The organism is Nonomuraea sp. NPDC048892, from assembly GCF_040649735.1.
GTDB classification, from domain to species: domain Bacteria; phylum Actinomycetota; class Actinomycetes; order Streptosporangiales; family Streptosporangiaceae; genus Nonomuraea; species Nonomuraea maheshkhaliensis.
This window is the reverse complement of sequence record NZ_JBEZFZ010000012.1, coordinates 173,033-186,077: the sequence shown is the minus strand read 5'-3', so window position 1 is coordinate 186,077 and position 13,045 is coordinate 173,033. Positions and strand designations below refer to the sequence as shown.

Sequence of the window (13,045 nt, the reverse complement as noted above, 5' to 3'; positions counted from 1 at the left end):
AAGCGACCCTCAAACCTGGCCATGCCTCTGACGTGCGAAAACAGGCGCGGCCTCGGGAAATTGTCACTCTGGGTAGTTGTTTGCCGAGTCGGGGCCCGGGTAGCTGCCCGGCACGCGACGGAGGTGGATGGTGTTCGAAAAGCGACGTCCCGGCGCCGTGCTCTTCGACCGGGACGGAACCTTGATCAGGGACGTGCCGTACAACGGCGATCCGGCCCTGGTGGAGCCCATGCCGGGCGCGGCCGAGGCCCTGGGCAGGCTGCGCCGGGCCGACGTGGCGGTGGCCGTGGTCACGAACCAGTCGGGCGTCGCCAAGGGCCTGCTATCACCGGACGAGATGGACCAGGTCAACGCCAAGGTGGAGGAGCTACTGGGGCCGTTCGACGCGTGGGCGATCTGCGTGCACGACGACACCGACGGCTGCACCTGCCGCAAACCCGCCCCCGGCCTGGTCATCCGCGCCGCTGCCGTGCTGGACGTCAGCCCGCGCGACTGCGTCGTCGTGGGCGACATCGGCCGCGACATGGAGGCCGCCAAGGCCGCGGGCGCCCGGGGCATCCTGGTCCCGACCCCGCAGACGCTCGAAGCGGAGATCCTGCGGGCCGCCGAGGTCGCCGACGACCTGGCCGACGTCGTGGACCGCGTGCTGAACGACACGGACAGCCCCGTCGTGGCCGCCTCGGCGCCCTGGGCCAGGGCCATGGGCTGGAGCCGCTGGTGAGGATCCTCATCTGGCACGTGCACGGCGCGTGGACCAGTGCCTTCATCAGGGGTTCGCACGAATATCTGCTGCCGCTCGTCCCCGGTCGTGGTCCCGACGGACGGGGGCGGGCGGCCACGTACGACTGGCCGGAACGCGCCCGAGAGGTGCCCTGGGACCGGCTGCGCCACGAACCCGTGGACGTCGTCGTCTACCAGCGCCCGCACGAGATCGACCTGGCCCGCGACTGGCTGGGGCGCGACGTGCCCGGCGTCTACGTCGAGCACAACACCCCGGCCGGCGACGTGCCCCGCACCCGCCACCCGCTGGCCGGCCGCGACGACATCACGCTCGTGCACGTCACCCACTTCAACGAGCTGTACTGGGACAACGGCCGCGCGCCCACCCGCGTCATCGAGCACGGCGTCCCCGACCCCGGCCACCTCTACACCGGCGAGCTGCCCAGGGCGGGCGTCGTGGTCAACGAGCCGGTACGCCGCGCCAGGGTCGCCGGCACCGACCTGCTGCCCCGCTTCGCCGAGCGGGTGCCGCTCGACGTGTTCGGGATGAAGGTGGACGGGCTCCCGTACGAGACCCACGAGGACCTGCCCCAGCACGTCATGCACGCCGAGCTCGCCCGCAGGCGCGTCTACCTGCATCCCTACCGGTGGACCTCGCTCGGGCTGGCCCTCGTCGAGGCCATGACGTTGGGCCTGCCCGTGGTCGCACTGGCCGCCACCGAGGCGATCGAGGCCGTCCCGCCCGAGGCCGGCGTCCTGTCCACGAAGGTGCACGTGCTCGCCGACGCGCTGCACGCCTATGCGCGGGATCCGGAGAGCGCGAGCCAGGCCGGCAAGGCCGCCAGGGCCGCCGCGCTGTCACGGTACGGGCTCGGCCGGTTCCTGGCCGACTGGGATCGCCTGCTCGGCGAGGTATGACGCCCGGGGCGGTGGGTAGGCGCGAGGAGCATGATGACGATGCTCGGCTGGACCCGCAGGGCGGCCTGTCTCGACCTTGATCCCGAACTGTTCTTTCCCATCTCCATGGAAGGCCCGAGCCACTCCCAGGTGGAGCGGGCCAAGCAGGTGTGCGGGAGGTGCCCCGTGCGCGAGCCGTGCCTGGCGTACGCGCTGGAGACCAACCAGGCGTACGGCGTCTGGGGCGGCACCGACCCGGCCCAGCGGCGCGCCATGAGCCCGCAGACGCAGCCCGTCACCGGCCGGAGGCGCTGACATGACCGGCACGGCCGAGACGCACCTTTTATCCCGTCTGAGGTGTCAGACCGCGGGCAGGGCCTCGGCCAGGAACCGTTCGCGCTCAGCCGCCTCGAGATGATCGCTGAACAGCACCCCGTCGAGATGATCGGCCTCGTGCTGCAGCACCCTGGCCAGCACTCCGAGCGCCCGCACGGTCGTGGGCTTGCCGAACATGTCACGGCCACGCGCTGTGACCATGTAGGAACGTTCCAGTGGCCACCACACGCCGGGCGCCGACAGACACGCCTCATCGGCCGTCACCCGTCGCTGTGACAACTCCAGCCGCGGATTGACCAGATGGCCCGACTTGCCGTCGTAGGAGTAGACCAGCACCCGCACCGGCTCGCCGATCTGCGGAGCAGCCAGACCGGCGCGGCCTGAGCCCGCCCGCATCGTCGCCGTCAGCGACTTCACCAGCAGCCTCAGCTCCCGATCGAAATCCTGCACCGGCGCCGCCACGGAGCGGAGCACCGGATCGTCGAACACGCGAATAGGCCGGACCGTCACCCGTCACTCCCCGATCGGCGGCGTCGTCACGATGAACGTTTCCCTGCCGCGCTTCCCGCCAACCGCGAAGGTCCTGCCTTGTAGCACAGCGGTAACAGAAGAGACCCAGGTGTGAAACCACGCGAAAGGAGTATCGGAGGGTGATCTCACTTGCGTCACATGCGCCTGTGATGCCTGGCCGGGCGCTCGGGGCCCGGCCAGGCATCGACGACTACCTGGAGGTGCAGGCATGAGCGCAGCTCCTGTTGAGGGCGGCTCCTCCCCGGAGACGGCGCCCGACGCCCTGGCGGGCTTCACCGTCGGGGTGACCGCGACCAGACGCCGTGAGGAGTTCGGCGCGCTGCTCGAACGCCGCGGCGCCCGCGTGGTCAGCGCCCCCGCCATCCGCCTCGTCCCCCTGGCCGAGGACTCCGACCTGCTCGCCGCCACCCGCGAGAGCCTGCGGGCCCCGCTCGACGAGGTCGTGGTCACCACCGGCGTCGGCTTCCGCGGCTGGATGGCCGCCGCCGAGGGCTGGGGCCTGTCCGCCGACCTCAGCGAACACCTGTCCAAGGCCCGCCTGCTCACCCGCGGCCCCAAGGCCAGGGGAGCGGTGCGCGCCGCCGGGCTCAACGACCACTGGACCCCCGCCACCGAATCGTGCTCCGAGGTCAAGGAATACCTCCTGGAGCAGGACCTGCGCGGGCGCCGCATCGCGGTGCAGCAGCACGGCGAACCGCTCAAGGAGTTCGTGGACGACCTGCGGGTCGCCGGGGCCGAGGTGATCGAGATCCCGGTCTACCGCTGGCTCCCGTACCGCGACATCTCGCCCCTGCGCCGCCTCATCAGCCAGACGATCTCCGGCTCGGTCGACGCCGTCGCCTTCACCAGCGCCCCCGCCGTGCACGCCATGCTCGGCGCCGCCAGGGCGGAAGGGCTGGAGGAGGCGCTGCTGGCCGCGTTCGGCGGGCCCGTCGTGGCCGCCTGCGTGGGGCCCGTCACCGCCGACCCGCTCACCTCGCGCGGCGTGCCCACCCTGCAACCCGACCGCTCACGGCTCGGCGCGCTCGCCCGCGCCCTGGCCAGGCACCTGCCCGAGCACGGCGTCACCCGGCTCACGGCCGGCGAGCACCGGCTGGAGATCCGCGGCCACGCGGTCGTCGTGGACGGGGAGCTGCGCCCGCTGCCACCCGCGCCGATGGCGGTGCTCAAGCGCCTGGCCGACAAGCCCGGGCACGTGGTGTCGCGGGCCGATCTGCGTACGGTGCTGCCGGGCAGCGTGGCCCGCGACTCGGCCGAACACGCCGTGGAGATGGCCATCACCCGGCTCCGCCGAGCTCTCGGGCCCGGGGGGATCGTCGAGACGGTGGTCAAACGCGGGTACCGGCTCGCCTGCCTGTACGAGACGGGCCTCTGACCGCCGTCCCGGCACCCGGTCACCGTCCTCGTACGGCGGGACCGCCGTCCAGCACGTGCCGAATCACCGTCCGCGCCTCCCAGCCCCACCCCACGCGGGCCCAGATCGCCGGCCGTCCCCTTCCCACGCCAATCCGCTCCAGCCGGATCACCGGCAGTCCTCCTTCCGACACCGCCTCACACGAGCCGGATCGCCGGCCGCGCTTTCCCGACACGACCACTAGGAGACCAGCATGTCCTGGGGCGCCATGTCCCCCGTCCAGCCCCTGCCACCCGCCACCGTCCTCCTCCCGGAGCACGTGGTGAGGCCCTGCCACGCCACCGGCACCGGTCCGGGAGGCGGCGACCTCGCGCAGGCCGGTGGGGTCGCGTTCGGCGGGGAGAGCCTGTGAGGCCGGCACTGGTCCTGGCCGCGCACGGGACGCGTAGCTCGGCAGGGGAGCACACCCTGTCGGCGCTGGCCGAGACCGTCCGCAGAGCCCGGCCAGGGCAGCGGGTGGAGCTCACCTACCTGGAGATCAGCTCGCCCCTGCTCGCGGAGGTGCTGCCGGTGGTCCGCGGCCCGGTGGCCGTGGTGCCGCTGCTGCTGGCCGGCGGCTACCACGTGCACATCGACCTGCCCGAGGTCATCGCCGAGCACCGCCCGGACGCGGTGGTGGCCGGCTGGCTCGGCCCGCACCGGCTGCTCACCTCGGCCCTGACCCGCAAGCTGGCCCGGGCCGGCCTGCGCGGCACGGACGCCGTCCTGCTCGGCGCCGCCGGTTCGTCGGACCCGGCCGCCCTGGCCGACGTGCGCGCCGCCGCCCACCAGCTCGCCATCCGCCTGGCCCGCCCGGTGACCGCCGCCTTCGCCTCGGCCGGGACACCCTCGATCGAGGAGGCCATGGAACGGCTCCGCTCGACCCCGGCCGCCCGCGTCGCCATCGCCTCGTACGTGCTCGCCCCCGGCTTCTTCCACGACCGGCTGGCCTCGGCGGGCGCGGAGCTGGTGAGCGATCCGCTGGGCGCGGACCCGGACCTGGCCGCGCTGATCTGGCACCGCTACGACGAGGCACTGCGCCGCGACCACGCCGCTCCCGTCCCTCGCCCGGCACGTCACGACGTCCCCGGCCCTCACGCCGTGCCCGTGCACCGCGACCACACGTCCCCCGGCCCCCAGCCCCTCCACCGCCGGCACGCCTGACATCCCACCTAAGCCGGCACGTTTGAAGCCGCACGCCTCACCTTTGCCGCCCCGCTCGCCGACAGACTTGACGCCGCACGTCTCGCCTTCGCCTCCGCGCCCCGGCCTCCCCGTCCCGCTCGCACCCGGGGAGGCCGGCCTCATACCGCGTGCATCCGGGAAGGCTGAACCCCACACCACGTGCACCCCAAGAGGCCGGCCCCACAGCACGCCCATCCAGGATGCTGACCTCACACCATGTGCACCGGGAGAAGGCGGCACGTGCCCAGGAGAGAGGGCCTTCGGGTCAGGCGCGCTGCTCGACGGCGGCGGGTTCGAGGCGCAGTTCGCGGACGATCTCGCGGGCGCTGGCCTCGCGGCTGGGCCCGGCGTCGGCGCCGACGAACATCTCGATGTAGGCGCGGTGGAAACAGCCCGCGACCAGCAGCCGCGCGCTCGCCTCCGGATCGGCGTCGGCTCGCACCCGCCCCAGCCGCTGCTCGGCCGCCAGGTACGCGGCCAGCGGCGCCGTCTCCGTACGCGGCCCGAGCCCGGTGTCGCGGATGGCCTGCCGGAAGCGGACGGTCACATTGGGCGAGGTGAAGGCGGGCAGCGCAGCACTCTGTACGTCTATGTAGTAGTCGATCCCCGCCAGCGCGACAGGAAGAAGATTGTCGGAGACAGACCCTTTCCCACTGCGATGGGAAAGATCATGAAGAATGCTCAACCAGAGCGGAAGCCGATCCTGCAGCAGGGCGAGGAAATGATCCACCGAGCCGCCGGTGCGGTCCTCCCGGAGCGAGACGGCCATCTCGAGGATGCGCCGCCTGGTGTCCTGGCTCCTCTGGTGGGGGTCAACGTGGGATGTCGCCATGGCATGCCTAACGTGCGCGGTCGAGTTGGCAGGCATTACGTGCGAACGAGAACCTCTCGGGCTACCTGGAGCCCGACTTGATGCAACCTTCTACAGGTTCCCGATTATTACCCCAAACCACAGAGATTTGTTGGATTCAATCCCTGCAATTTAGCTGTCAGTGTCGCGATCCCTGCGCCGCAGATACCGTTCGAACTCGGCCGCGATCGCATCTCCGCTGGCCTCGGGCAGCTCGGCCGCGTCCTTGCGCTCCTCAAGCTCCTTCACGTATTCGGCCACCTCGCTGTCCTGAGAGGCGAGCTCGTCGACGCCGCGCTCCCACGCCCTGGCCTCCTCGTCGAGGTCGCCCAGCGGCATCGGGATCTCCAGCACGTCTTCCAGCCGGCGCAGCAGCGCCAGCGTGGCCTTCGGGTTGGGCGGCTGGGCGACGTAGTGGGGCACCGACGCCCACAGCGAGATCGCGTCGAGCTGCGCCTGGCCGAACGCGTGCTGCAACACCCCCACGATGCCCGTCGGGCCCTCGTAGCGGCTCAGCTCCAGATTGGTCGAACGGGCCAGCCCCGAGTTGGTGGCGCCGCCGAGGATCGGCACCGGGCGGGTGTGGGGCGAGTCGTTGAGCAGCGCGCCCAGCATCACCGCCATCTCGATGCCCAGCTCGCGGCAGATGTAGATGATGTCGGCGCAGAACGAGCGCCAGCGCATGTTGGGCTCGATGCCGCGTAGCAGCACCACATCACGGTCGAGGCCCGGGGGCCTGGCGCGCAGCAGCCGCGTCGTCGGCCAGACGATCGACTGGGTCAGCCCGTCGTTCATCTCGACCACCGGCCTGGTGACCTGGAAGTCGTAGTAGTCGTCAGGGTCGAGCGCGATGAGCGGCTCGGCCTTCCACACGGACTCGAGATGGGCGATCACACCGCTGGAGGCCTCGCCCGCGTCGTTCCACCCCTCGAACGCGGCAATGAGCACCGGGTCGACGAGCTCGGGGAGCCCTTCGAGCTCAATCACGTGTCGCCTCCTCTCCATCGTCCCGCTAAGCCTATGCGGTCAGCCGGCGTCAACGTCACCGATCTCCCCCCGAACACGGGCTTCCACGCACCCCGCGACGTCCCAGTTCGCGCGCGTTCCACCGAAGGAGCGCCGAAGGAACGGCGAAGGAGCGGCGGGGGAGCGCCCGGGCCGGCCGGCGCGGGCCCGCGCGCGGAACGGCCCCAGGCAAACCGGCCCGGCGCGTGACGGCAGGTCAAACGACTGCTGGAACGGGCCATGCCGGGCTCACGGCTTCGCGCCGAGGCATCGGACGGCCACCTCCGCCCGCCGGTTTCCGCCGGGCGCGAAACCCGAGCGCCGTTCGCGACACGCGAACTCCCGCCGGGCGCCGCACGGGCCCGCCGCCGTTCGCGACACGCGAACGCCCGTACGCTTCCCGCGAACTCCCGTACGGCAACCACCGGCTCCGGATGGTCAGCGGCCGCCGTCGGTGGTGTGGACGACGAGGACGTCGCACGCGGCCCGATGCGTCACCGCCGACGGCACCGACCCGAGCAGCCGCCCGGCCAGGCTGTTGAGCCCCCGGTTGCCCACCACGAGCAGGTCGGCGCGGTGCCGGGCGGCCGCGGCGATGAGCACGTCCACCGCGTCCCCCTGATCCGCCGTCAGCACGACGTCGGTCGCGCCCGCCGCCACGGCGTGCTCGCGGGCGGCTCGCAGGGCGTCGTCGGCGGGGGTGGACCCGGTCACCTTGTACGCCAGCTCGCCGAGCCGGTCAGCGGCGGCGACCCGTTCGCTCTCCCGCATGGGCAGGTACGCGCAGGCCAGCACAAGCGTGGCCCCGGTCGCCGCGGCCAGGGACGCGGCGGCGGAGACGGCCCTGAAGGAGGAGGCCGAGCCGTCGGTCCCGACGAGGACGGTGCGATAGGCCATGAAGCCTCCTGCCGGACGTCGCCCATAATTGACAGCACGTACAATAGCGGCCCCGATCGTGCCGCGCAGCAGCCGGAGTACGTCCGGCGGAAGGCGGGCGCGAGCGCGGCAGGCGCCCGGCGGAAGGCCGCCGCCGAGCGGGGGCGGCCTGCGGAAGGTGCGGCAGGGGCGGGGAAGCGCGGACGGCGGGAGGCCCGGCGGGGCCGGGGAGCGCGTACGGTGGGAAGCACGGCAGGGCCGGGGGAGCGGCCGCTCGCGGGCGGCTCCGGAGACGCACCCGATAAGCTCTACCTCATGAGCGCCTCCCCGTCCTTCCGAGAAGTCTTGTCCCAGCGCGTCGTCGTCGCCGACGGAGCGATGGGCACGATGCTGCAGGCCCAGGACCCCACGCTCGACGACTTCCGCGGTCACGAGGGCTGCAACGAGGTGCTCAACGTCACCCGTCCCGACATCGTGCGCGGCGTCCACGACGCCTACTTCGCCGTGGGCGTCGATTGCGTGGAGACCAACACGTTCGGCGCCAACCTGGCCGCGCTCGGCGAATACGACATCCCCGAGCGCGTGTTCGAATACTCCGAGGCGGGCGCCAGGATCGCCCGCGAGGCCGCCGACCACTGGGCCACGCCCGACCAGCCCCGCTTCGTGCTCGGCTCCATGGGGCCTGGCACCAAGCTGCCGACCCTCGGCCACCTGCCGTACGCGAGCCTGCGCGACGCCTACCGCGACAACGCGGCCGGCCTGATCGCGGGCGGTGCCGACGCGCTGATCATCGAGACCTGCCAGGACCTGCTCCAGGTCAAGGCCGCCGTCGTGGGCGCCAGGCGGGCCATCGAGGCGGCCGGCCGCGACGTGCCGATCATCGCCCAGGTGACGATCGAGACCAACGGCGCGATGCTGCTCGGCTCCGAGATCGGCGCCGCGCTGACCGCGATCGAGCCGCTCGGCGTCGACGTCGTCGGCCTCAACTGCGCGACGGGCCCGGCCGAGATGAGCGAGCACCTGCGCTACCTCGCCCGCCACTCGCGGCTCAAGCTGTCCTGCATGCCCAACGCCGGCCTGCCCGTGCTCACCGCCGACGGCGCCTACTACCCGCTCACCGCGGAAGAGCTGGCCGGCGCCCACCAGTCCTTCGCCCGCGACTACGGCCTGTCCCTGGTCGGCGGCTGCTGCGGCACCACCCCCGAGCACCTGCGCCAGGTGGTCGAGCGGGTGCGCGGCAAGGAGGTCACCCGCCGCCGCCCGCACCCCGAGCCCGGCGCCTCCTCGCTCTACCAGAGCGTCCCGTTCCGCCAGGACACCTCCTACCTGGCCATCGGCGAGCGCTGCAACACCAACGGCTCCAAGGCCTTCCGCGAGGCCATGCTGGAAGGCCGCTGGGACGACTGCGTCGAGACGGCGCGCGACCAGGCCCGCGGCGGCGCCCACATGCTCGACCTGTGCGTCGACTACGTCGGCCGCGACGGCGTCGCCGACATGAAGGAGCTGGCCTTCCGCTTCGCCACCGCCTCCACGCTGCCGATCATGCTCGACTCGACCGAGCCCGCCGTGCTGCAGGCCGGCCTCGAGATGCTGGGCGGGCGCGCCGCGGTCAACTCCGTCAACTACGAGGACGGCGCGGGCCCCGACTCCCGCTTCCAGAAGATCATGCGGCTCGTCCGCGAGCACGGCTCGGCCGTGGTCGCCCTGACCATCGACGAGGAGGGCCAGGCCCGCACCGCCGAGTGGAAGGTGCGCGTGGCCACCCGCCTGGTGGAGGACCTGACCGGCAACTGGGGCATGCGCGTCGAGGACATCATCGTCGACTGCCTCACCTTCCCCATCGCGACCGGCCAGGAGGAGACCAGGCGCGACGGCCTGGAGACCATCGAGGCCATCCGCGAGCTCAAGCGCCGCTACCCGGGCGTGCAGACGACGCTGGGCCTGTCCAACATCAGCTTCGGCCTCAACCCGGCCGCCCGCATGGTGCTCAACTCGGTGTTCCTCAACGAGTGCGTCAACGCCGGGCTCGACTCCGCCATCGTGCACGCCTCCAAGATCCTGCCGATGGCCCGCATCCCCGACGAGCAGCGCCAGGTCGCGCTCGACATGGTCTACGACCGCCGCCGAGAGGGCTACGACCCGCTGCAGCGGTTCATGGACCTGTTCGAGGGCGTCGACGCGGCCGTCATGCGCGCGGGCAAGGCCGAGGAGCTGGCCGCGCTGCCGCTGTGGGAGCGGCTCAAGCGGCGCATCGTCGACGGCGAGAAGAAGGGCCTGGAGGCCGACCTCGACACCGCGCTCGACCAGCGGCCCGCCCTGGAGATCATCAACGAGGTGCTGCTCGACGGCATGAAGACGGTCGGCGAGCTGTTCGGCTCCGGGCAGATGCAGCTGCCGTTCGTGTTGCAGTCGGCCGAGGTGATGAAGACGGCCGTCGCCTACCTGGAGCCCCACATGGACCGGGTCGAGGGCGAGACCAAGGGCCGCATCGTGCTGGCCACCGTCAAGGGCGACGTGCACGACATCGGCAAGAACCTCGTGGACATCATCCTGTCCAACAACGGCTACCAGGTCGTCAACCTCGGCATCAAGCAGCCGGTCTCGGCCATCCTGGAGGCCGCCGACGAGCAGAAGGCCGACGTCATCGGCATGTCGGGGCTGCTGGTGAAGTCGACGGTCATCATGAAGGAGAACCTGGAGGAGATGAACTCCAGGAAGCTCGCCGAGCGCTACCCCGTGCTGCTCGGCGGCGCCGCCCTGACCCGCGCCTACGTCGAGCAGGACCTCGCCGACGTGTTCCAGGGCGAGGTGCGCTACGCCCGCGACGCGTTCGAGGGGCTGCGGCTGATGGACGCGTTCATGGCCGTCAAGCGCGGCGTGGCGGGCGCGACGCTGCCGCCGCTGCGCGAGCGGCGGGTCAAGACCGGCGCGGTGCTCACCCGCACCCCCGTCGAGGCGCTGCCCGCCCGCTCCGACGTGGCCGCCGACAACCCGCTGCCGCGCGCGCCCTTCCACGGCGACCGCGTCGTCAAGGGCATCTCGCTGGCCGACTACGCCGCCTTCCTCGACGAGCGGGCGCTGTTCCTCGGCCAGTGGGGGCTCAAGCCCACCAGGGGCGGCGACGGGCCCGGCTACGAGGAACTGGTCGAGACCGAGGGCCGGCCGCGGCTGCGCATGTGGCTGGAGCGCATGCAGACCGAGGGCCTGCTGGAGGCGGCCGTCGTCTACGGCTACTTCCCGTGCGTCTCCGACGGCGACTCGCTGATCATCCTCGACGACGACGGCGGCGAGCGCACCCGCTTCACCTTCCCGCGCCAGCGCCGCGACCGGCACCTGTGCCTGTCCGACTTCTTCCGCGGCAAGGACACCGGCGAGGTCGACGTCGTCGGCTTCCAGGTGGCCACCATGGGGTCGAAGATCTCCGAGGCCACCGCCGAGCTGTTCGCCAAGGACGCCTACCGCGACTACCTGGAGCTGCACGGCCTGTCGGTGCAGCTGACCGAGGCGCTGGCCGAATACTGGCACGCCCGGGTCCGCTCGGAGTGGGGGATCGGCGGCGACGAGTCGCTCGACGACATGCTCAAGGTCAACGTCCAGGGCTGCCGCTACTCCTTCGGCTACCCGGCCTGCCCCAACCTGGAGGACCAGAAGCAGCTGTTCGAGCTGCTCGCGCCCGAGCGCATCGGGGTGACGCTGTCGGAGGAGTTCCAGCTCCACCCCGAGCAGGCGACGTCCGCGCTGGTGGTCCACCACCCCGAGGCGAAATACTTCAACGTCTGACCGCCGCGAACGGGAGGGCCCGCCCCGGCGGCCCCTCCCGTTCCGCGTGAACACGACGAGTACGTACGGGCGATCGGGGGCAGGGATGGACGCGGTCTTCTTCGACATGGACGGGCTGCTGGTCGACAGCGAGCGGGTCTGGCTGGAGATCGAGACCGGCGTCATGGCCAGGCTCGGCGGCCGATGGACGCCCGAGCACCAGACCCACCTGGTCGGCGGGTCCATGGAGAGCACGATCGCCTACATGCTGGCCGTCTCGGGGGCCGCGGTGGCGCCGGAGCTGGTCCGCGAGTGGATGGTCACCGGCATGGTGGCCCGGCTGACCGCCGGCGTGACCGTCATGCCCGGCGCCTCCGAGCTGCTCGACGCCCTGCGCGCCGAACGGGTGCCGGTGGCCCTGGTCACCTCCTCACTCGGCGAGATCACCGACGCCGTGCTCAAGAGCGTCGGCAGAGAACGTTTCGACGCCGTCGTCACCGCCGACGACGTCACCCGCACCAAGCCGGACCCCGAGCCGTACCTGACGGCCGCGAAGCTGCTCGGCGTGGAGCCGGTGCGCTGCGTGGTCCTTGAGGACTCCCCGAACGGCGTGGCCGCCGCCACGGCGGCCGGCTGCGCCGTGGTGGCCGTGCCGAGCCTGCTGCCCGTCGAGGAGGCGCCGGGACGGCTGGTCGTCTCGTCCCTGACCGAGATCAGGGTCGCGGACCTGAGAACTCTCGTGGCTCCTTGAGCGTTCCCCTAAGGGGAAAGTGGTTCTCACGGAGGAGGCGCAAGGGCCTCCGCGTGCCAGGATGGATATCCAGAGCCACGACGAAGGGGCGGCGAGATGGAGACCTTCAACGCGATCGCCTGGCTGCCACTGTGCGCCGGGGTGACCATCGCAGGGCTGGTGCTGGCCTTCCTGGCCTTCAGGCGCAGGGGAGCGGCGGCCAGCATGCGGACGACGGCGTGGGCGCTGCTGCCCGTGGCCGCCTACCTCACCGGAGCGCTGCAGACGCTCTGGACGGTCGGCAGCGCCGTGGTGGGCTTCGTGACCAGCCTGGTGTTCAACCCGACCGTGTGGATCGGCGTGGCGGTGGCGGGCCTGTCGGTGGTGCTGTTCGTGGTGTCGGGCGTGATGCGCGGCCGCAAGCTGTCCGCGGGCAGGGGCCTGGGCAGGAAGAAGAAGACGGGCGCCGACACGCCCGAGACGGAGCAGGCCGTGCGACCGGCGCAGGCCGCTCCCGCCGTGGGGCAGAAGACGACGCAGCCGCTGCCCAAGCCAGCGCCGCGCAAGGCCGCTGCCAAGGCCGACGACGACTTCTCCGACATCGAAGAACTCCTCAAACGCCGCGGTATCAGCTGAGTTCGTGCTATGTCACAGTTCCGAGACGTAACCGGGACGGGCCGTAGACATTCACATCAAGATCGATACGAATGAGTTTCGCGTCAATCACAGATCGGCCACATAGCGCCCTGAGGGACTAGTCAGC

General features: G+C 71.7%; 13 protein-coding genes. 9 read left to right on the top strand and 4 right to left on the bottom strand.

Going from position 1 to position 13,045, the window contains the following annotated elements:
* Nucleotides 1-127: 127 nt before the first annotated feature.
* The 3 genes from AB0C28_RS33690 to AB0C28_RS33680 are packed head-to-tail and all read left to right on the top strand — an operon-like array spanning nucleotide 128 to nucleotide 1,932.
* Nucleotides 128-721, top strand: coding sequence for an HAD family hydrolase (locus AB0C28_RS33690; protein ID WP_357853998.1), 594 nt, complete (start codon nucleotides 128-130; stop codon nucleotides 719-721).
* Nucleotides 718-1,638, top strand: coding sequence for a glycosyltransferase (locus tag AB0C28_RS33685; RefSeq protein WP_357853995.1), 921 nt, complete (start codon nucleotides 718-720; stop codon nucleotides 1,636-1,638). Before AB0C28_RS33690 ends, AB0C28_RS33685 begins: the two co-directional genes overlap by 4 nt.
* Nucleotides 1,639-1,671: 33 nt before the next feature.
* Nucleotides 1,672-1,932, top strand: coding sequence for a WhiB family transcriptional regulator (locus AB0C28_RS33680; RefSeq protein ID WP_357854503.1), 261 nt, complete (start codon nucleotides 1,672-1,674; stop codon nucleotides 1,930-1,932).
* A 45-nt stretch (nucleotides 1,933-1,977) separates the two neighbouring features.
* On the opposite strand, the gene AB0C28_RS33675 is transcribed toward AB0C28_RS33680, so the two are convergent.
* Nucleotides 1,978-2,463, bottom strand: coding sequence for a peptide deformylase (locus AB0C28_RS33675; protein ID WP_357853992.1), 486 nt, complete (start codon nucleotides 2,461-2,463; stop codon nucleotides 1,978-1,980).
* Nucleotides 2,464-2,692: 229 nt separating this feature from the next.
* Here AB0C28_RS33675 and AB0C28_RS33670 point away from each other — a divergent pair, with 229 nt between their 5' ends.
* The 3 genes from AB0C28_RS33670 to AB0C28_RS33660 all read left to right on the top strand — a co-directional run bounded on the left by AB0C28_RS33670 (nucleotide 2,693) and on the right by AB0C28_RS33660 (nucleotide 5,041).
* Complete coding sequence (locus AB0C28_RS33670) at nucleotides 2,693-3,859, top strand: uroporphyrinogen-III synthase (RefSeq protein ID WP_357853990.1); 1,167 nt, start codon at nucleotides 2,693-2,695, stop codon at nucleotides 3,857-3,859.
* Between the two features lie 232 nt (nucleotides 3,860-4,091).
* Entirely contained in the window at nucleotides 4,092-4,250 is a 159-nt protein-coding gene (locus AB0C28_RS33665) for a hypothetical protein (protein ID WP_357853987.1), read from the top strand.
* Nucleotides 4,247-5,041, top strand: a complete 795-nt coding sequence (locus AB0C28_RS33660) for a CbiX/SirB N-terminal domain-containing protein (RefSeq protein ID WP_358079973.1) — start codon at nucleotides 4,247-4,249, stop codon at nucleotides 5,039-5,041. The genes AB0C28_RS33665 and AB0C28_RS33660 overlap by 4 nt, the downstream gene beginning before the upstream one ends.
* Before the next feature lie 286 nt (nucleotides 5,042-5,327).
* On the opposite strand, the gene AB0C28_RS33655 is transcribed toward AB0C28_RS33660, so the two are convergent.
* The 3 genes from AB0C28_RS33655 to AB0C28_RS33645 form a co-directional block, all read right to left on the bottom strand.
* Nucleotides 5,328-5,831 carry a TetR/AcrR family transcriptional regulator C-terminal domain-containing protein gene (locus tag AB0C28_RS33655; protein WP_357853981.1) on the bottom strand — a complete coding sequence of 168 codons (504 nt, stop codon included), beginning with the start codon at nucleotides 5,829-5,831 and terminating at the stop codon, nucleotides 5,328-5,330.
* 213 nt (nucleotides 5,832-6,044) lie between these two features.
* A complete protein-coding gene (locus AB0C28_RS33650) occupies nucleotides 6,045-6,899 on the bottom strand; it encodes a PAC2 family protein (RefSeq protein ID WP_357853980.1) in 855 nt (284 codons plus the stop codon).
* A 456-nt stretch (nucleotides 6,900-7,355) separates the two neighbouring features.
* Complete coding sequence (locus tag AB0C28_RS33645; protein WP_357853977.1) at nucleotides 7,356-7,814, bottom strand: universal stress protein; 459 nt, start codon at nucleotides 7,812-7,814, stop codon at nucleotides 7,356-7,358.
* Between the two features lie 294 nt (nucleotides 7,815-8,108).
* Between AB0C28_RS33645 and metH the strand changes: the two genes are divergently transcribed.
* The 3 genes from metH (at nucleotide 8,109) to AB0C28_RS33630 (ending at nucleotide 12,918) form a co-directional block, all read left to right on the top strand.
* On the top strand, nucleotides 8,109-11,573 hold the full coding sequence (metH, locus tag AB0C28_RS33640) for a methionine synthase (RefSeq protein WP_357853974.1): 3,465 nt from the start codon (nucleotides 8,109-8,111) through the stop codon (nucleotides 11,571-11,573).
* Between the two features lie 85 nt (nucleotides 11,574-11,658).
* Nucleotides 11,659-12,303 carry an HAD family phosphatase gene (locus AB0C28_RS33635; RefSeq protein WP_357853971.1) on the top strand — a complete coding sequence of 215 codons (645 nt, stop codon included), beginning with the start codon at nucleotides 11,659-11,661 and terminating at the stop codon, nucleotides 12,301-12,303.
* 96 nt (nucleotides 12,304-12,399) lie between these two features.
* The gene (locus AB0C28_RS33630; RefSeq protein WP_358079972.1) at nucleotides 12,400-12,918 is read left to right on the top strand and encodes a cellulose synthase; all 519 of its coding nucleotides are present in this window, start codon (nucleotides 12,400-12,402) and stop codon (nucleotides 12,916-12,918) included.
* Nucleotides 12,919-13,045 lie beyond the last annotated feature (127 nt).